The 19,250-nt window shown below is 65.5% G+C and carries 15 protein-coding genes; 6 read left to right on the top strand and 9 right to left on the bottom strand.

The annotated features are described in order from the left end of the window. Window positions 1–123: 123 nt before the first annotated feature. Window positions 124–1,173: a S41 family peptidase gene (locus tag CLU91_RS02955; RefSeq protein WP_198521227.1), complete on the bottom strand. Its 1,050-nt coding sequence runs from the start codon at window positions 1,171–1,173 to the stop codon at window positions 124–126. A 108-nt stretch (window positions 1,174–1,281) separates the two neighbouring features. Next, window positions 1,282–1,791, bottom strand: a complete 510-nt coding sequence (locus CLU91_RS02950) for a MarR family winged helix-turn-helix transcriptional regulator (RefSeq protein WP_100872913.1) — start codon at window positions 1,789–1,791, stop codon at window positions 1,282–1,284. A 484-nt stretch (window positions 1,792–2,275) separates the two neighbouring features. Here CLU91_RS02950 and CLU91_RS02945 point away from each other — a divergent pair, with 484 nt between their 5' ends. Both CLU91_RS02945 and CLU91_RS02940 read left to right on the top strand, forming a co-directional pair. Beyond that, on the top strand, window positions 2,276–2,533 hold the full coding sequence (locus CLU91_RS02945; protein ID WP_157814560.1) for a hypothetical protein: 258 nt from the start codon (window positions 2,276–2,278) through the stop codon (window positions 2,531–2,533). A gap of 113 nt (window positions 2,534–2,646) precedes the next feature. Further along, window positions 2,647–3,204: a hypothetical protein gene (locus CLU91_RS02940; RefSeq protein ID WP_100872911.1), complete on the top strand. Its 558-nt coding sequence runs from the start codon at window positions 2,647–2,649 to the stop codon at window positions 3,202–3,204. A 162-nt stretch (window positions 3,205–3,366) separates the two neighbouring features. On the opposite strand, the gene CLU91_RS02935 is transcribed toward CLU91_RS02940, so the two are convergent. From CLU91_RS02935 to CLU91_RS02925, 3 genes are all read right to left on the bottom strand, one after another. Continuing rightward, the gene (locus CLU91_RS02935) at window positions 3,367–4,008 is read right to left on the bottom strand and encodes a TetR/AcrR family transcriptional regulator (protein ID WP_100872910.1); all 642 of its coding nucleotides are present in this window, start codon (window positions 4,006–4,008) and stop codon (window positions 3,367–3,369) included. 11 nt (window positions 4,009–4,019) lie between these two features. Then, window positions 4,020–6,365 (bottom strand): membrane-bound PQQ-dependent dehydrogenase, glucose/quinate/shikimate family, encoded by a 2,346-nt coding sequence (locus CLU91_RS02930; protein WP_232730599.1) that lies wholly within the window; start codon window positions 6,363–6,365, stop codon window positions 4,020–4,022. 381 nt (window positions 6,366–6,746) lie between these two features. After that, window positions 6,747–7,793, bottom strand: coding sequence for an NAD(P)-dependent alcohol dehydrogenase (locus tag CLU91_RS02925; protein WP_100872908.1), 1,047 nt, complete (start codon window positions 7,791–7,793; stop codon window positions 6,747–6,749). Between the two features lie 178 nt (window positions 7,794–7,971). Here CLU91_RS02925 and CLU91_RS02920 point away from each other — a divergent pair, with 178 nt between their 5' ends. Continuing rightward, a complete protein-coding gene (locus CLU91_RS02920; protein WP_100872907.1) occupies window positions 7,972–8,898 on the top strand; it encodes an AraC family transcriptional regulator in 927 nt (308 codons plus the stop codon). Here CLU91_RS02920 and CLU91_RS02915 read toward each other — a convergent pair. Beyond that, complete coding sequence (locus tag CLU91_RS02915; protein ID WP_100872906.1) at window positions 8,880–12,464, bottom strand: hydantoinase B/oxoprolinase family protein; 3,585 nt, start codon at window positions 12,462–12,464, stop codon at window positions 8,880–8,882. The two genes, CLU91_RS02920 and CLU91_RS02915, sit on opposite strands and share 19 nt — an antisense overlap. A gap of 130 nt (window positions 12,465–12,594) precedes the next feature. Between CLU91_RS02915 and CLU91_RS02910 the strand changes: the two genes are divergently transcribed. Further along, the gene (locus CLU91_RS02910; protein ID WP_100872905.1) at window positions 12,595–14,136 is read left to right on the top strand and encodes an NAD(P)H-hydrate dehydratase; all 1,542 of its coding nucleotides are present in this window, start codon (window positions 12,595–12,597) and stop codon (window positions 14,134–14,136) included. Window positions 14,137–14,178: 42 nt separating this feature from the next. Here CLU91_RS02910 and CLU91_RS02905 read toward each other — a convergent pair whose 3' ends face one another. After that, window positions 14,179–14,940: an ABC transporter ATP-binding protein gene (locus CLU91_RS02905; protein ID WP_442906402.1), complete on the bottom strand. Its 762-nt coding sequence runs from the start codon at window positions 14,938–14,940 to the stop codon at window positions 14,179–14,181. On the opposite strand from CLU91_RS02905, the gene CLU91_RS02900 reads away from it, so the two are divergent. Continuing rightward, a complete protein-coding gene (locus CLU91_RS02900) occupies window positions 14,939–15,628 on the top strand; it encodes an arylesterase (RefSeq protein WP_100872904.1) in 690 nt (229 codons plus the stop codon). The genes CLU91_RS02905 and CLU91_RS02900 overlap by 2 nt on opposite strands. 3 nt (window positions 15,629–15,631) lie before the next feature. Here the strand turns inward: CLU91_RS02900 and CLU91_RS02895 are convergent, their stop codons facing one another. Together CLU91_RS02895 and CLU91_RS02890 are read right to left on the bottom strand one after the other, a co-directional pair. After that, entirely contained in the window at window positions 15,632–16,873 is a 1,242-nt protein-coding gene (locus CLU91_RS02895; RefSeq protein WP_100872903.1) for a sensor histidine kinase, read from the bottom strand. Continuing rightward, window positions 16,863–18,263, bottom strand: a complete 1,401-nt coding sequence (locus CLU91_RS02890) for a sigma-54-dependent transcriptional regulator (RefSeq protein WP_232730598.1) — start codon at window positions 18,261–18,263, stop codon at window positions 16,863–16,865. The genes CLU91_RS02895 and CLU91_RS02890 overlap by 11 nt, the downstream gene beginning before the upstream one ends. Before the next feature lie 299 nt (window positions 18,264–18,562). Here CLU91_RS02890 and CLU91_RS02885 point away from each other — a divergent pair, with 299 nt between their 5' ends. Continuing rightward, window positions 18,563–19,243, top strand: a complete 681-nt coding sequence (locus CLU91_RS02885) for an ABC transporter ATP-binding protein (protein WP_100872901.1) — start codon at window positions 18,563–18,565, stop codon at window positions 19,241–19,243. The last annotated feature ends 7 nt before the right edge of the window (window positions 19,244–19,250 follow it).

The raw sequence follows: 19,250 nt of genomic DNA, 5'->3' as shown, positions 1-19,250 counted from the left end.
CGCACAGCCCATTCTTGACGGCGTAGGTCGGATTAGCGTAGCGTAATCCGACACCATTGTCGGCTCCGCAGTGTCGGATGACGCGCCACACGTGCCAACACCAGCACAATCAACGCCGCGATATTAACGCTCGCCCCTGAGCGTGTAGACCGGCTTCTCGGACTCCCCCTTCTCCGCCATCGCCAGCACACGCTGCAGTTCCTTGCGCTCGTTGCCCTCCTTGGCCGATGACACCAGCTTGCGCAGGATGGCGACGTGCGCCGTCTGCAGCGCCTGCGCCGCGGGCACGGCGATGTCCGGTTTCACGCCGACGTGCTCCCAGTTGGTTTTGGTGACGGCATTGGTCGTGCGCGCGGTCGGGATCGCGACTATGATGTCTTGTCCCACGTTGAACCAGCTCACGGGATTGGAACCACCGCCGGTGGTTTCTCCGACCACCGTGCCCCGTTTCTGCGCCTGGATGCCATAGGAGAAATCCTCGCCGCCGGAAAACGTGCGGGCCGAGGTCAGCACGTACAAGGGCTTGTCGTAGCGCTGCGTGACCGTCTTCACGGTCCAGAACTGCCGCGTCGTACCTGTCGGGCGGTCGTACATATCGATCAGGTGGCGCTCGTCGCCGAGCGGAAAGAAATGACTCATCAGGTAAGCCACGCTGGCCGGGCTGCCGCCGCCGTTACGGCGCAGGTCGAGGATCAGCGCATCCGTCCCCGCCATGAGCGACATCGCCGCCGTGTACGCCGCGCCGACGAATTCCGGGCCGCCGAAGCCGCGCAGCTCGATATAGCCGATGTTACCGGGAAGGCGTTCTATCTTCTCGATGTCATAGCCTCGCCGCGCGGTCTGGTCGCGCCATTCTTCCATCTTGGCGCGGCTGGGCAGTTCGGGGGTGGCGCTGCGCTCGCGAAGACCTTCATAAAACGCGGCGCCGAAATGCAAATCGCCGCTCAATTCGCGCAAGTCCTTCGCCAGCGCCTCGCTGAACGCCTTCACGCTGGCGGCGCTCGCATAACCTCCTTCGGTATTTTTCCTGGCGATCGCACTGCCGACCCGTTCAGCCACCGCTGGCTCGATGTAGTTCGCGTTCATTTTCGTTACCAGTGTCTGCACGATCGCAGCGCGGGCGGACGCGTTCAACGGCGTATCGTCTGCCGCGAAGGCGGAAAACGACAACATGCTGCTCAACACGGCTGCCGCGACAAACTTCTTTCTACCTGACATACATTCCTCCAAGTTGGACTACGAAGCGATGGATTGTTGTGTGAAAAAGTGTACGTGGTGGCATCATTCGGATTGAGCGTCAGGGCTTGCCATGCCTGCGTCAGAGCCGGCATCCAGGCGCAGCCTGCCGTCGCGGATGCGCGCGCCGAAGGAGCGCGTCTCGAGCACGGCGATCGCCTGTGCGAGGCAGTCGGACAAGGGAAACGCCAGTTCAGCATCGAGGCTGTCGGCCGCGGATTTGGTTGCCTGCCAGCATACCCGCAGGCGCGGCAGCATCGCTGCGCCAGCGGCGCTGAGGCGCACCACGCGCTGCCTGCCATCTTCGCCGCCGGTGGTCACCGTCAGCAGGCCCTTCTTCACCATCAAGGCCACTGTCTGCGTCGCGGCGGGCTGCGTGAGGCCGGCCACCGCCGCCAGCTCCCCAATGGTCGCGCTCGGCTGCTCGGCGAGCACCCGCATCACCGGCGTGTAGCGGGGCCGGTAATCGAGCCCCGCTTCCACGTAGGCCTGCTCGACCGCGCCGTCCAGCAGTTCGATGAGATGTCGTAATTGTGTGCCGAGTCCAGGTTTCATGTAGCCATGGTAGCACCATTTACATAAGAGCTTATATAAAATTGTTCCATATTTGAAAACTTCTGATTCGAGATTTTCAGCGCGGGAGTGTATACCGCACCAGCAGCGTAGGTCCCTTGCCGCCGGGTGGCGTCAGCAGTATCTCGTCACCCGGCGGCATCTCTTCATACATCACCGTGCAACAGGTCGGCATCGAGGGCCGCGCGCCGGATAAACGCCAACCTCGGTGTGCAGCTTCGCAGCGCGTACGTCCACACTGAACTTGCCAGCCTTTGCTTCGTCATGCAGCAGCTTGCGCAGTACGGTGACGAAGTCCCCTTTGCTGAGCCTGGAAGGTGCCTGGCTTGCCTGCGTTTAGGGTAGAGTGTTGCATCTTGCGGAGTGACCCGCCGAGCTGAATTGCCAATGGTAGCAGCCGGCCATCTGCCGCCGTTCGCCAACGTAAGAACTGAAGCATCACCTCTTTTATTTTTGGAGCATCGATTTGGAAAATCTAGTTATATTGCGAATTTCCGACAATGACGGCGTAGACTTGAATGGTGTCAAACTACGCTCAACAAGTGAGGTCGCGGAAGCTCTTGAGAAAATCGGTGCCGAAAACCCGGACATGACCGTTTCTGTCGAGGCCACCGATTCCAAATGGTATGAGTCTATCGGAAAGGCCATTTACGGTAGCCACCGGGCGGGGTTTTCAGGTGAGCGATTTCGCGTACTCATCGACGGCAAGCCTCTGGAAGCCTGACCTACACCGCCTGCTGCCAGCCACAGGCAGACGCTCAAAGTAGCGTGGACGAATCTTGGCTGAGCGGTTCCCAGCACCTCTCCCACGCCGCTTAAAACTCTTAATGTTTGAATATGATCCTTCGTTTAATAGTGTTGCTCATTACCTTCGCCGTCCACACTTGTTCGACCGCCGCGAGTGATCAGCAGTCGGCGCCCGCTCGTATCGGGCAGGTCGTCATTGATGTGCCGATGGGGCTTAATGGGCCAGATCGTACCTCCCCCAATCCCTCGTCTGAACTGCACGTCTACTTTTCGCAGAAAGGTATACCGCCGACTATCCTCCAGCTAACGAGAGTCGTTACTCCAGAAGCGCGTCCCGATATAACTGAGAAGGTTAGGTATGAAGCTGCGACGCATTTCCTAAAAGGCTTCCTGCACACGTTTAGCACGAACGTACAAGGCTGGCAGGTTTCGTCTATTGAGCAGGTGAAGGTCGGAGTGAATTCGATGGCAAGGGCCAAGTGGTCGGGCAGCTACCATGGAATTCCGACCCAAGGAGAAATGTACCTCCTCGTACTCGGCAAAGAAGGATACTGTTTTCATACCTTCGGCCAATCCAATGTTCAGAACGATACTTTGAAGTTATCAGTTAAGGCGATCAACGAACTCCGCGTCGACAACGGAAAGTGAGCGCGGCAACTTCCGCTTTGGGGCCAAAGCAGACGTACACGACGGCCAGGGATAAGATGGCGCAGGTTTTCCTGGCAGGACTAACGCCACGGCTAAAGCAATGTTGCCCGATGGCTTCAGCTGCTTACCTTTCAGCACAGTCGGATTACGGCCCTGCCGGACCTAATCCGCCCTGCGCTCCACCCTCGCCACGACCAGTTCAATCAACTCCGCAATCAACGGCCGGAACGTGGCCGCGCTGCCGCCCTGCCCCAGCATGACGGTGCGCGTGGTCAGGTGCGAAAAAACAGCGTCGAACAGGATCTGCGGCAGGTTGGAAAACGAGGTGTCGGGCGCGATACGGCCCTGGGTGCGCTGCTGCTCCAGCAGGCGCAAGATCAAGGCATGCCACACTTGCGGGCCGTGTTCGTACCAGGTGAGGCCCACGGCTGGCACGGCGGCGGCGCCCGTGACGACGAGGCGGTAGAAAGCCACGTGGCGGGGACTGGTGACGACGGCCACCAGTTCATCGAGGATCAGCTGCAAGCCCTGCTCCAGGCCCGCTTGCGAGGTATCGAGCTGGCGTAGCGCGATGATGAAATCGGCGCACAGGTATTCGACTACGGCCACCAGCAGCTCCTGCTTGCTGCCGAAATAGCGGTAGGCGGTGGCTTTCGAGCCGCCTGCCTCGGCCACGATGGCGTCCATGCTGACGCCGTCGTAGCCGGAGTCAAGAAAGAGTCCGGATGCCGCCACCAGCAGCTTGCGCCGCCGCTCCTCGCTTCGGGTACTCGGGGAAGCTGGAACGGTGCGCAACTGGGGCATGAAGCAAACTCTTACTGTGTCTTGGGAAGCGCGTATGCTATCACGTAATCCCCCCGGTCCGGACTCTGGCGGGCGCCGCCCGCCACCACCACGACGTACTGGCGGCCCGAGGCTGGCGACACATACGTCATCGGCGTGCCTTGCGAGCCGACGGGCATGCGCGCCTTCCACACTTCATGGCCCGTGGCGATATCCATGGCGCGCAGATAATAATCCTGCGTGCCCGCATAAAACACCAGGCCGGACGCCGTGCTCATGCCGCCGCCCAGGGTCGGCATGCCCAGCGGGATGGGCAGCCTCGCCTTGACGCCATTGACCACCGCATCCTGCACCGTGCCGGCCGGACGCTCCCACACTTTTTTCTTCGTCTTGAGGTCGATGGCGGCAAACACGCCCCAGGGCGGGCTTTGGCACGGTATGCCCAGCGGCGAATTGAAGGCCTTGTGGTCGATGACGAACGGAGTGCCATCCATCGGATAAGTGCTGCCCACGCCGTGGCCCGACGTCAGCTTGGCCACGTCCACCGTTTCACGCGGCACCAGCCTGACCACTTGCGGCATGCGGATGTCGTTGACGAACATATAGCCATTGCTCTCATCGACGGCCGCGCCGCCCCAGTTGAAGCCGCCGTAGTAGCCCGGATAGATCAAGGTCTCTTTGGTGCTGGGCGCCGTGAACTCGCCCTGGTAATTGAGCTTGCGGAAGCTGATGCGGCACGCCAGCTGGTCGAAGAAGGTGGCGCCCCACATGTCGCGCTCCGTCAGCGTTTCCGCGCCGAGGGCCGGCATGCCGGTGGAATATGGCTGCGTCTTTGCCACCCAGTCGCCGGCCGCGTGCTGCTGCGGCACGGCTTTTTCCACCACATCGGCGATCGGTTTGCCCGTGCGGCGGTCCAGCATGAAGATCTGGCCACGCTTGGTCAGCTGCACCAGCGCGGGGATTGTGCCGCCCTTGCCGTCCGGGACGTCGTACAGGGCCGGCTGCGCGGCCACGTCGTAATCCCAGATATCGTGGTGGACGGTCTGATACGTCCAGCGCTCGCGGCCCGTGGCCATGTCGAGGGCGACGATGGCCGACGCGTATTTTTCCGTCAGCGGCGGACGCTTGCCGCCCCAGAAGTCGGGTTGCTCATTCCCCGTCGGCAGGTACACCAGGCCCAGCGCATCGTCAAAAGCGGGCGCCGACCACATGTTCGGCGTGCTGCGCGTGTAGGTCTGCCCTTCCGGCGGCAGCTTGGTAATGGCCGGATTGCCCAGATCCCAGGCCCACACCAGTTCCCCCGTGTCGGCGCTGTAGGCGCGCACGACGCCCGACGGTTCGTCGGTCGAGCGGCCGTCGAAGACCCAGCCGCCGAGGATGATCAGGTTGCGCGCCACCGTAGGCGCGGACGTGTAAGCGTAGTACGGCACGTTCATTTTCACTTTGCCCAGGCCGACGGTGAGGTCGACGGAACCCTTGTCGCCGAAGCCCTCGCACTGCTTGCCCGTCTGCGCGTCGATCTGAATCAGGCGCGCATCCATGGTCACTTGCACGATGCGCTTGGCGCACGCACCCGCCACCGGCGCGCTGGCCGGGGCCATGCCGTCAAAACGGAACGGATTCGTCACTTTCGCCGGCTCGTAGTAAGCCACGCCGCGGCAGCGGTTCCACGTCTTGATGTTGGCCGGCTTCGGATCGAAGCTCCAGCGCTCTTTGCCCGTATCGGCGTCGAGCGCGATGACTTTGCTCGTCGGCGTGCACGTGTAGATGGTGTCGCCGATCTGCAGCGGCGTGTTTTGTGATTCGGACGCGCCTTCGGCTACCTCGCCCGAGCGGTAGGTCCACGCCACCTGCAGTTGGTCGACATTCTGCCTGTCGATCTGCGTGTACGGCGCGAAGCGCGTGCCCTTCGGCCCATAGCCGTAATGCGCCCAGTTGGCGCTGCCGTCATTGATGGCCGTAACAGTATCCTGCTGCGGCCGCACAGTCGCTTCCGTCACGCCGTGCGGCTTGAACATGGAGGCGAAACCGGCTGCCAGCACGACGGCAAACAGCGCCGCGAAACCGCGCGACTGGCCCGTGTGCCTACGCCCCGTCAGCCACGGATGCAGCAAGGCGGCCAGCAGGCCGATGACGAGGAACGGCGCCAGGCGCGGCACCATGGGCCAGAAGGCAAAGCCGATTTCCCACACGGCCCACAGCAAGGTGGCGATGACCAGCGCAGCGACGATGCCGCTGGCGAAGGGCTTGCGACGCAGATACAGCACGCCGGCGAGGAGCAGGCCCAGACCGGCCAGCAGGTAGTACCAGGAACCGCCGAGGGTAATGAGTTCGATGCCGCCGGCCACCAGGGCCAGGCCGGAAAGTCCAAGAAACATGCCAAAAACCGCCAGCGCAATGCGCTTGCCCCTGGAGACCGCCGGGATCGCCGCCGCTCCATTCTTTGTTGAAGTGTCCATTTTTTATCCATGACGCCTCCCCTGCCCAGGCAAACACGCCGGGGATGGCTGATTTTTTAAATCTACGTAGTGAAACTGTACTGTACGGTTTCATTTTATGCCGATTTTTGACGCAAGGAAAGAAAAATTGACGTGGGAGCTTGATTTTTGGCGGGGATGGGAGGAGGTGCTGCAGGTTTTGACGTTTAAACAAACGCCGTTGGAACGCTCGAAAAATGCCCAGCGCTAGGCGCCTCGTCGAAGACAGTACGAATAGTACGGCGAGACGAGGCAACAACGCCCTGGGCTTTTTCTCGAGCGTTACAGCGATGCCATGTCGATCACGAAGCGATACCGTACATCGCTTTTGACGACGCGCTCAAACGCCTCATTGATATCCTGGATGCGGATGATCTCGATGTCCGACACGATATTGTGCTTGCCGCAGAAATCCAGCATTTCCTGGGTTTCCTTGATCGAGCCGATCATGGAGCCGGACAGGCTGCGGCGGGCGCCGACCAGGCCGAAGGCGTTCACGGGCGGCACGGCGCCGTCGGGGATGCCGACGATGACCATGTTGCCATCGACTTTCAGCAGGTTGATGTACTGGTTCCAGTCGATGGAGGCGCCCACGGTGCAGATGATCAGATCAAACGTACCGGCCAGTTTGGTGAACGTTTCCGCGTCATTGGTGGCGTAGTAGTGGTCGGCGCCCAGGCGCAGGCCGTCTTCGCGCTTCGACAGGGTCTGGCTCAGCACCGTCACTTCGGCGCCCATGGCGTGGGCGATTTTCACACCCATGTGGCCCAGGCCACCCATGCCCAGGATGGCGACTTGCTTGCCAGGGCCGGCCTTCCAGTGGTTCAGCGGCGAATACAGGGTGATGCCGGCGCACAGCAGCGGCGCGGCGGCATCCAGCGGCAGGTTGTCTGGAATCGACAGCACATAGCCTTCCTTGACGACGATGCTGTCCGAGTAGCCGCCCTGCGTGGCCGTCTTGCCATCGGCTTCGACACCGTTGTAGGTCTGGATCAGGCCTGGCATGTACTGTTCCAGTTCCACGTTGCGCGTCTTGCAGGTGGTGCACGAGTCGACGAAGCAGCCCACGCCCACGTGGTCGCCCACCTTGAACTTGCTGACGTTGGCGCCGACGGCCGTGACGACGCCGGCGATTTCATGGCCGGGCACCATCGGGAAGGCAGCGCCGCCCCATTCATCGCGCGCCTGGTGGATGTCGGAATGGCACACGCCACAGTATTTGATCGAGATGGCCACGTCGTCTTCGCGCGGGGCGCGGCGCTCGAACGTGAACGGTTGCAGTGCGGAAGTCGGGCCCAGTGCGGCGTAGCCTTTGGCGATGGCGGTCATGAAAACTCCTGTATCTAGATGTGTGTGACGAAGGGGACGCGTGCCTTGCAGGCGATTGCACAAGTGTGCCTGAGAAGCCCGCCCGCCGTTACCGCGATCCTGCAAGACCTTTGCACGATCCTCCAAATCTGCGTAAGATCAGGCCCTGCCCTTCCCCGTCTTCCCCATACTGAACGCCATGTCCACACAGATCTCCCCGCAAGATGAAATCGCCGTCCTGATCAGCCGCCACGCGCCGCGCAACGGCGACTATGCGACGGCCATCGGCAACCTCACTTTTCACCGCCAGTCCTCGGTCACGGAATCGCTGTTCCATGCGGCGCGGCCCAGCGTGGCCATCATCGCGCAGGGGGCGAAGGACGTCACCCTGGGCACGGACACCTTCCACTACGGCCGCATGCAGTATCTGCTGACCTCCGTCGACTTGCCGGTGCAGGTGCGCGTGGCGCAAGCGAGTGAAGACAAGCCGCACCTGTGCGTGGTGCTGGGCATCGACATCGCCGACGTGGCCGCGCTGCTCGACAGTGAAAGCGCGGCGCAACAGAAACTCCTGCCCGCCACGCGCGGCATCTCCGTCAGCGACGTCTCGGCGGAACTGCTCGACGCCATGCTGCGCCTCGTGCGCCTGCTCGACAAACCGGGGGAAATCGCCGCGCTGGCGCCCCTGATCCGCCGCGAACTGACGTACCGCCTGCTCAATGGCCCCGTCGGCGCGCGCCTGCGCCACATGGCGCTGGCCAGCAGCCAGTCGCACCAGGTGGCGCAAGCCATCGACTGGATCAAGGTCAATTACGCGCAACCGCTGCGCATCGAGCAACTGGCCGGCATGGCGAACATGAGCATGTCGTCGCTGCACCACCATTTCAAGGCGATTACGGCCATGACGCCGATGCAGTACCAGAAGCTGCTGCGATTGCAGGAAGCGCGGCGCTTGATGCTGGTCGAGCAGATCGACGCGGGCACGGCCGGCTACCGCGTCGGCTACGCCAGCGAATCGCAGTTCAGCCGCGAATACAGCCGCCAGTTCGGCCGCGCGCCCATGCGCGACGTGGGCCAGGTGCGCGCGCAGCTGAGCGGTACCACCGCCTATTCCGTCTTGCCGTAACCGCCGCCGCCCGGCGTCTCGATCACGAATACGTCGCCTGGCCCCATGGCGGTCTTGCCGATATGCGCCAGGTGCTCCACCGTGCCGTCAGCCCGCTCCACATAATTGCGTCCCAGCGCGCCCGGCGCGCCGCCGGCCATGCCGAAAGGCGGATGGATGCGGTTGTTCGACAGGATCGCCGCCGTCATCGGTTCCAAAAAGCGCACCCGGCGCACGCCGCCATTGCCGCCGTACCAGCGCCCCGCCCCGCCCGAACCGGCACGGATGCTGTAGCTGTCGAGCCGCACGGGAAAGCGCCACTCGAGGATTTCCGGGTCCGTCAGGCGCGAATTGGTCATGTTCGTCTGCACCACGTCCGTGCCGTCGAAGCCTGGGCCGGCGCCCGAACCGCCCGATATCGTCTCGTAATACTGGTACTTTTCGCTGCCGAACGTGAAATTGTTCATCGTCCCCTGCGACGCGGCCATGGCGCCCAGCGCGCCATACAGGGCGTTGGTGATGCAGGTCGAGGTTTCCACGTTGCCCGAGACGACGGACGCAGGATACTGCGGGTTGAGCATGGAACCGGGCGGGATGATCACGGTCAACGGCTTCAGGCAGCCCGCGTTCAGGGGAATCTCGTCGTCGACCAGGGTGCGGAACACGTACAGCACGGCCGCCATGCAGACGGCGGACGGCGCGTTGAAGTTGTTCGGCAACTGGCTGGACGTGCCCGTGAAGTCGATGACGGCGCTGCGCTGCGCCACATCGACCCTGATCGCCACCTTGATCTGCGCGCCGTTGTCCAGGTCCAGCGCATAGCTGCCATCTTTCAGGGTCGTGATGACCCGGCGCACGGCTTCCTCGGCATTGTCCTGCACGTGGCCCATGTAGGCTTGCACGACAGCCAAGCTGAAATGCGCGACCATCTTGTGCAGTTCTTCGGCCCCCTTCTGGTTGGCCGCCACCTGGGCGCGCAGGTCGGCCACATTCTGCTGCGGATTGCGGGCCGGCCAACTGGCGCCCGCCAGCAAGGCCAGGGTTTCCGCCTCCCGCAACAAACCCGTGGCGCCGTCGACCAGCTTGAAATTATCGATCAACACGCCCTCTTCCTCGATGCGCGTGGAGTCGGGCGGCATGGAGCCCGGCGTGGTACCGCCAATATCGGCATGGTGGCCGCGCGAGCCGACGTAGAACAGGATGGTGCCGCCCGCCTCATCGAAGACGGGGGAAATGACCGTGACGTCGGGCAGATGCGTGCCGCCGTGATAAGGATCATTGAGCATGAAGACGTCGCCCGGCCGCATGACGCCCGCATTGCGCGTCATGACGGTGCGGATGCTCTCGCCCATGGAGCCCAGGTGCACGGGCATGTGCGGCGCATTGGCGATCAAATGGCCTTGCGCATCGAAGACGGCGCAGCTGAAATCGAGCCGTTCCTTGATGTTGACGGAATGGGCCGTGTTTTGCAGGCGCAGACCCATTTGCTCGGCGATCGACATGAACAGATTATTGAAAATTTCCAGCATCACGGGGTCGGCATTGGTCGCTGTTGTCAAACCCTTGGCGTGCCGTTCAGGCAAGGCAGCGACCCTGCGCAAGACCAGATGGCCGTGCGCCGTGACGTCCGCGCGCCAACCCGGTTCGATCACGGTGGTAGCGTTGGCGTCGCTGACGATGGCAGGACCATCGATTGCGTCGCCGGGACGCAGGCTGTCTGCCGCATACAGGCCGCTGTCGCGCCACGCGCCGGCGCAGTACATGGCCACCGTCTGCACGGGCGCCAGCACGCCTGCGCGCGGCGCATGGACCGGCGCAGCCACTTGCGGCGCATCGGACGCGCCGATGGCTTCCACGGAGATCGCCTCGACGATCAAGGCGCGCGCCGGCATCAGAAAGGAAAAGCGTTTTTTGTAGGCCGCTTCGAACTGCGCCTGCATGCTCGCCACCGTATCGAACAGCACGACGAGGGCCGAATCCGTGCCCTCATAGCGCAGGTGCACGCGCGACGCCAGCGCGATGCGGTCAAGCTCCACGCCCTGGCGCAGCAAGTCGCCGCGCGCCAGTTCGCCCAGTTGCGCGAAATCACCGGCCAGATCCGCGCCCAGCACCGCCTCGATGGCGCGCTCGCGCATGGCGCTCTGGTCGGCCAGGCCCATGCCGTAGGCCGACATCACGCCCGCCAGGCCGTGGATGAACACCGTGCGCATGCCCAGCGCGTCGGCCACCAGGCAGGCGTGCTGGCCGCCCGCGCCGCCAAAGCTGGTGAGCGTATAGTCGGTGACGTCGTGGCCGCGCTGCACGGAAATCTGCTTGATGGCGTTGGCCATGTTTCCTACGGCGATGGCGATGTAACCTTGCGCCACCTCTTCCGGCGTGCTATCTACCGTACGGGCCAGCGCTTCGAACTGGGCGCGCACGGTGGCCGCGTCCAGCGCTTCATTCGCGTCGGGGCCGAAGGCGCGGGGAAAGTGCGCCGGCTGCAGCTTGCCCAGCATGACGTTGCAGTCGGTGACGGCCAGCGGACCGCCGCGCCGGTAGCTGGCGGGGCCGGGATTGGCGCCGGCGCTGTCCGGCCCCACCTTGTAGCGGGCGCCGTCGAAATGCAGGATGGAGCCGCCGCCCGCGGCCACCGTGTGGATGCTCATCATGGGCGCGCGCATGCGCACGCCGGCGATCTGCGTTTCGAACACGCGTTCGAATTCGCCCGCGTAATGCGACACGTCGGTGGAGGTGCCGCCCATGTCGAAGCCGATGACTTTATCGAAACCGGCCAGCGCGCTGGCGCGCACCATGCCGACGATGCCGCCGGCGGGGCCGGACAGAATGCTGTCCTTGCCCTGGAAGGCGCGCGCATCCGTCAAACCGCCATTCGACTGCATGAATTGCAGGTGCACGCCGGGCAGCTCCATCGCCAGCTGGTCGACGTAGCGGCGCAGGATCGGCGACAGATAGGCGTCGACCACGGTCGTGTCGCCGCGCGCCACCAGTTTCATCATGGGGCTGACCTCGTGCGACACGGAGACCTGCGTAAAACCGGCCTCGCGCGCCAGCTGCGCCACCCGCGCCTCGTGCGCGTGATAACGGTAGCCGTGCATGAGCACGACCGCGATGGCGCGCGCGCCGCGCGCATGCGCGCATGCCAGCGCGGCGCGTGCGGCATCCTCGTCGAGTTCCTCCACCACCTCGCCGTGGGCGCCCATGCGCTCATCGATTTCGATCACGTCGCCGTACAGCAGTTCCGGCAAGATGATCTGGCGCGCGAACAGCTGCGGGCGGTTCTGATAGGCGATGCGCAAGGCGTCGCGAAAACCGCGCGTGATGGCCAGCACGGTCGGTTCGCCCTTGCGTTCGAGCAGCGCATTGGTGGCGACCGTCGTGCCCATCTTGATGGCGCCCACCCGCTCCACGGGCAGCGGCGCGTCAAGCGCCAGGTCCATCAGCCGGCGCATGCCGGCCAGCGCCGCGTCGCGGTACTGGCCCGGGTTCTCCGACAGCAGTTTATGCGTGGCCAGGCTGCCGTCAGGACGGCGCGCAACGATGTCCGTAAAGGTGCCGCCCCGGTCGATCCAGAATTGCCAGTCCATCGTCCCGCCCCCAGTCTTAAGTGAGATGGCTATTGTAGCCGCCAAACAGGGGTGCGTTTCAGGCGTGCGCGCCTTGCCTTCCGCGTGGATCGGCCGTATGTTGAAGGCATATCAATAATTGGAACGCCCCATGACCCCCACCGCCCTCCCCCTGTATTCCATCGCCGAACTGCGCGCCATCGAACAAGCGGCCATGCGCGACCTGCCGCAAGGGCTGCTGATGCAGCGCGCGGGCCAGGCCGCCGCCAGTGCCGCCCTGAAGCTGCTGCACGCCCAGGAAGATGGCGACGACGCTGGCCACCGGCGCGTCCTGGTGCTGGCCGGCCCCGGCGACAACGGCGGCGATGCGCTGGAAGCGGCCGCGCACCTGGCCGGCAGCGGCCTCGAAGTACTGATATGGCTGGCGCCCGAGGCGCAAGCCACCTCGCCCGAGCGCGAACAGGCCCTGAGCCGCGCCCGCAACAGCGCCGCGCTCTTCATGGACGCGGCAACCTCGATGGCGTCGGCGGCGGTGGGCGCGGCGCCGTGGCACCTCGTCATCGATGGCCTGTTCGGCATTGGCGCCTCGCGCCCGCTGGACGGCGAATGCCGCGACATGGCGCAGCTGGTCAACAACCTGGCATGCCCCGTGCTGGCACTCGACGTGCCCAGCGGCCTGCACCCGGACACGGGCGCCATCGATGGCGTCGCCATCCGCGCCACGCAGACACTCACCTTCATCGGCGACAAGCCGGGCCTGCACACGGCGCATGGCCGCGACCATGCAGGCGAAGTGGAAGTGGCGGCGCTGGCCATCGATCCCTCCCTGCTGCCGCCCGCCAAGGCACAGCTGGGCGGCCTGCACCTGTTCGCCCGCCAGTTGCAACCTCGCCAGCAAAACACGCACAAGGGCAGCTACGGCAGCGTGGCCATCATCGGTGGCGCGCATGGCATGGCCGGTGCGCCCATCCTGGCGGCGCGCACGGCCCTGCACGCGGGCGCGGGACGAGTGTATATCGCCTTTCCCGACACGCCGCCCGCATTTGACAGCGGCCAGCCGGAACTGATGTGCCGCCGCGCGCAGGACGTGGATTTCTCGGGCCTGCACTTTGCCGCCCTGGTGGCGGGGCCAGGCCTGGGCGACGACGGCGATACGGTGGAACTGCTGCAGCGCACGTTCGAGAGCGACAGCCCGCTGCTGCTGGACGCCGATGCACTGAACCTGATGGCGGCCGAGCCGGAACTGCAATCGGCGCTGGCCGTGCGCACGGGTGCGGGCGCAACGATACTGACGCCGCATCCGCTGGAAGCGGCACGCCTGCTCGACATGACGGTGGCCGAGGTGCAAGCCGACCGCCTGGGCGCGGCGCGCCAGCTGGCGGCGCAGCTGGGCGTCATCGTCGTATTGAAAGGGTCGGGCACGGTGATCGCCGCGCAGGATGGCAGCGTGGTGGTCAACAACACGGGCGGCCCCGCGCTGGCGACGGCCGGCACGGGCGACGTTTTGTCCGGCCTGTGCGGCAGCCTGCTGGCGCAAGGCTGGCCAGAATGGGAAGCGGCCATCGGCGCCGTGTGGCTGCACGGGGCGGCGGCCGACGCGCTGGTGGCGGCAGGCAGCGGCCCCATCGGGCTGACGGCCGGGGAATTGATCCCGGCGATACGCAAGTTGATCAATGCCTTGTCCGAGGCTTGATGACGCAGCTGCCTGGGGTCAGACCCGGCGGGTCTGACCCCATTAAACCAGCCTGCCCGCCGCAATCGTGATGGTGCGGCCACAGCGGGCCGCAATGGAACTGTCATGCGTGACGAGCACCAGGGTCGAGCCCCGTTCACGGTTGAGCTCGAACATCAGCTGGATCACGGCTTCGCCGGTGGCCGCGTCCAGGCTGCCAGTCGGCTCATCGGCGAACAGCAGCGGCGGTTCCGTCACGAACGCGCGCGCCAGGGCCACGCGCTGCTGCTCGCCGCCGGACAGGTATTTCGGGTAATGCTTCAAACGGCTGCCCAGGTTGACCCTGCCCAGCATCGCTTGCGCCTTTTCCTTCGCGTCCGGGTCGCCCCGTAATTCCAGCGGCAGCATGACGTTTTCCAGCGCCGTCAGGTGGACCAGCAGCTGGAACGACTGGAAGACGAAACCGAGCTTTTCCTTGCGGAAACCGGCGCGGCCGTCTTCGTCGAGGGCGAAGATATCGGTGCCGTCGAGCATCACCTTGCCCGCGCTGGGCGTGTCCAGTCCCGCCAGCAAGCCCAGCAAGGTGGACTTGCCGGAACCGGAGGCGCCGACGATGGCCAGCGTCTCCGCCGTTTGCACGGTAAAATCGACTTGATGCAGGATGGTCAGCTCACCATCGGCATCGGGTACGCGCTTGGCCAGCTGGACCACTTCGATGGCCGGCCGGGCATTTTGGCCGGTTTGGCTGATAGGTGCGGCGGGCCGCTGGGCCGCCGCGTCTGACGGGAGAAAACTGGTGGAAGTCGCTTTAGGGAATTCGGGCATGCTGATCTATCTTAAAAAATTTCGTGAACAAATAAGTATCGAGGGCGGCAACCGCCTGCGGCGGCGCACCCTGTCCTTGCTTCCTGCGGCAGCCCTGCTGCTGGTATCAGGCATGACGAACGCCTATTCTGCACCAAAAACGCTGCTGGTGCTCGGTGACAGCCTGTCCGCCGAGTATGGGCTGGCGCGCGGTACGGGCTGGGTGGCGCTGCTGGAACAGCGGCTGCAAGCGCAAAAGAACGACACGCGCATCGTCAACGCCAGCATCAGCGGCGAGACCACCAGCGGCGGCCGCGCGCGCCTGCCCGCCCTGCTGAGCAAACACCAGCCCGACGTCGTGCTGATCGAACTGGGCGCCAACGACGGCTTGCGCGGCTTGCCCGTGGCGGCCGCCGAAGCGAACCTGCGCGCCATGGGTGAGGCGGCCAAAAAATCGGGCGCGCAAGTGGTGCTGGTGGGCATGCGCATGCCGCCCAACTATGGCCGCGCCTATGGCGAGCAGTTTTATGGTGTGTACGGCAAGCTGGCGAAGGAATGGAAGGCGCCGCTGGTGCCCTTCATGTTCGAAGGCATCGCCGACCAGCCGCAGCTGTTCCAGGCCGACCGCATGCACCCGAATGCAAAGGCGCATCCGACGATTTTGAAAAATATCTGGCCGCAGCTGGCGCCGCTGCTGAAGGCCAGATAGCAGCTAGAAAATCATGACGAAGCGGGCGCCGCCTGCCACCGATTTGACGTGGCGCACGGCGCCGCCATTGCGGTGCACGAGCTGGCGCACCATCGCCAGGCCGATGCCGCTGCCCGTGCCCTTGGTGGAAAAGAAGGGCGTGAAAATGTCCGCCGCCAGATGTTCCGGCACGCCCGGGCCGTTGTCGCTCACTTCGATGCGCAGCCGCCCGCCGCGCGACAGCCGCGCGCTGACCTGCACCTGCGGCGCGGCCTGCTCCGCACACGCTTCCGCCGCGTTGCAGAGCAGGTTGACCAGCGCCTGCTCCAGCTGGCCCGCATCGGCCAGCAATTCCAGGTTCGGCGGCTCGGCGGCGAAACTGGCCTGCCCGCCGCGCGCCAGCCACGCCGGCCCCACCAGCGCCGACAGGCGGGCGAACAGCGCGGCCAGGCTGAAGGCCTGGGGCCGCGCCTCGGGCACGCTGGCCAGGCGCCGGTAGCCGCTGACGAAATGCGTCAGGCTGTCGGCGCGCCGGCTGATGGTTTCCAGGGCCAGGTCCAGGTCGTCCAGCGTGGCGGCGGACAGCGTGCCGTCCGCCCCGGCCAGCAATGCCCGCGCCGTCTGCGACAGCGATGCCACGGGCGTGAGCGAATTCATGATTTCGTGCGTGAGCACATGCACGAGCTTTTGCCAGGCCTGCATGGCTTCCGCTTCCAGTTCCGTTTCCATCGGCATCAGCGCCACCAGGCGCTGCGGCTGGCCTTCGACCTGCATGGCGCTGGCCGTGGCCAGCGCCCGTTCGGCGCCCCGCTCCGTGTGGAAATCGATCACCTTGCGCTGGCCTTCCGCCAGCGCCGCCAGCGTGGCGCCCAGGTCGTCCGCATCGATGGCGCGTCCCGGCGCAAGCAGGCGGCGCGCGCGCGCATTCACGGCTACGCACGCCCCCGCCTGCGCGCCGTGCACGCGAAACAGGGCGACGGGGGCGAATTCCAGCTGGGTTTCCAGGGCCAGCAAGTGCCGCGCCTGGCGCGCAGCGTCGTGCGGCGCGCCGGGCGGGCATTCGATGGGTGGCGGCGCGGCCAGCACGGCCCAGGCCTGGCGCAGCAGCGCAATGGCCCAGGCGGCCAGCGCGATGCAGGCCGCGCCGCGCGCCAGCGGCATGCCCTGGCCCGGGCCGGCAGCGATGGCGCCCGCGCCGCCGGCAGCCAGGGCCAGCATGCCAGCGCCGGCGGCCAGCGCGCGCCGCGCGCGGCGCCTAGAGTCCATGCTTTTCCAGCTTGCGGTACAGCGCGGCGCGGCTCACGCCCAGCACGCGCGCGGCATGGCTGATATTGCCCTGCACTTGCGCCAGGGCGGCGCCGACGGCGTCGCGCTCGAGCGCATCGAGCGTCAGCGCGCCGGCGGTCGGCGGCGGCACGGCCGCCGGCACAGCGGCAGCTGGCGCAAACAGGCCGAAATCTTCCAGCCGGTAGGCATCGGCCTGCGCCAGGATCACGGCGCGCTCGCACGCATGCCGCAGCGCGCGCACGTTGCCGGGCCAGTCATGCGCGTGCAGCGCTTCGGCCGCGCCGGGCGCCAGCGCCATGCGCGGCCGCTGGTACTGGCAAGCATAATGGTCCAGGTAATGCGCCAGCAGCAGCGCGATGTCGGCGCGGCGCGCGCGCAGCGGCGGCACGCGGATGACGATGGTATTGAGGCGGAACAACAGATCGGGGCGAAAGACCTGCGCGTCATACAGCAGCCGTTCGTCGAGGTTGGTGGCGCTGACGATGCGCACGTCGATGGCTTGCGGCCGGTCCGCGCCCAGCGGCGTGACTTCGCGCCGCTCCAGCGCCGTCAGCAGCTTCGCTTGCGCGCCCAGCGCCAGGTTGCCGATTTCGTCGAGCAGCATGGTGCCGCCGGAAGCGGCCTGGAAACGCCCCTCGCGGTCGCCGCGCGCATCCGTGAACGCGCCCCTGCGGTGGCCGAACAACTCGCTTTCCAGCATCGCTTCGGGCAGGCTGCCCATGTCCACCGCCAGGAACTGGCGTCCGGCGCGCCGCGACGCCGCATGGATGGCGCGCGCCACCAGTTCCTTGCCCACACCATTTTCACCGAGCACCATCACATTGGCTTGCGTCGGTCCCACACTGGCGATAAACGCGCGCAGTTCGCGCATTGCCGGCGAATCGCCCATCAGGGCAGCGCAGGCGCCGTCCATGGTATCGCCCGCGGGCTGCACGGGCGTCGCGGCGGGTGCCGGACGGCGCCGCGCCAGCGCGCCGTCGACGGCCGCGGCCAGGCGCGCGTTGTCCCACGGCTTGGTGATGAAATCGCAGGCGCCCCGCTTCATCGCCTCGACGGCCAGCGCCACGTCGGCATATGCCGTCATGGCGATCACCGCCGGCGGCAGCGGCAGCGCCTGCAGCTGCGCCAGCACCTGCAGGCCTTCGGCGCCGTCCGTGCGGCCGCGCGTGAAATTGAAGTCGAGCAGCAGCACGTCCGGCACGCCGGCCTCGCCTTCCAGCTGGCGCGCGAGCTCGCGCGGATGCGACAGCACGCTCACCCGGTCGGCGTGCCGGCGCAGCAGCAATCGCGCCGCATAGGCGACATCGGCGTCGTCATCGAGTATCAGCACGTGCGCGGCAGGATCGGCCATTGGAAAAGGAAAGGTCAAGGTGGGCCGATTCTAGCAGCCAGCGCGGGCCGCCTCCAGACAAATTCCGCTTTGCCGCGCCAGGTGTCCGGAAGCGGACACCTGGAGCGTCCATTTGCGGACGGCGCGCGTGACGGCACCGGCCCGCGCCGCGCCGCTACGCGCTCGCCTTCGGTGGCATGGAAGTTGCGGTGATGGCACTACCCGCGGAAGCATTTTGCCGCGCACCTTACAAAATGCCCCCAGGAGATGACACAATCATGACAAGCACCGCGTTCGCGCCCACCCGATCCACTTCCCTTCCCCAGCACAAGGACGGCATGCTCAAGCTTTCGAATGTCAGCAAAATCTATCAGGGCGGCGACGTGCGCACAACCGCGCTCGACTGCATCAGCCTGGAAATCGATCCCGGCGAATATGTGGCCATCACCGGGCCGTCCGGCTGCGGCAAGTCGACCTTGCTGGCGATGCTGGGATTGCTCGACACGCCGGACAGCGGCGAATACTGGTTCGAAGGACGCAATGTGGCCGGCTGGAGCGAAACGAAGCTGAATGGCTTGCGGCGCGGCAGGGTCGGCTTCATCTTCCAGAACTTCAACCTGATCGAAGAATTGACGGTGGCCGAGAATGTCGCACTGGCCCTGGAATACCTGCCCGTCCCCGCGCCGGAGCGGCGCGCGCGCGTGGCGGCCATGCTCGACAAGCTGGGCATCGCCCACCGCGCCCGGCACCGGCCGTCGCAATTGTCGGGCGGACAACAGCAGCGCGTGGCGATCGCCCGGGCGCTCGTGGCGCGCCCCGCCATGCTGCTGGCCGACGAACCGACAGGCAACCTGGACACGGCCCACGGCGATGAAGTGATGCGGCTGTTGCGCCAGATCAATGCCGAAGGCACGACCGTCATCATGGTCACGCACTCGGCCGCGCATGCAGCCCAGGCCTCGCGCACCTTGCGCCTGCTCGACGGGCGCATCCTCGTCGATGCGCTGCATGCCGCCTGAGGAGCGC

It is taken from the genome of Janthinobacterium sp. 64 (genome assembly GCF_002813325.1).
Taxonomy (GTDB): Bacteria; Pseudomonadota; Gammaproteobacteria; order Burkholderiales; family Burkholderiaceae_D; genus Janthinobacterium.
This window is presented reverse-complemented; position numbering and strand designations above follow the sequence as displayed.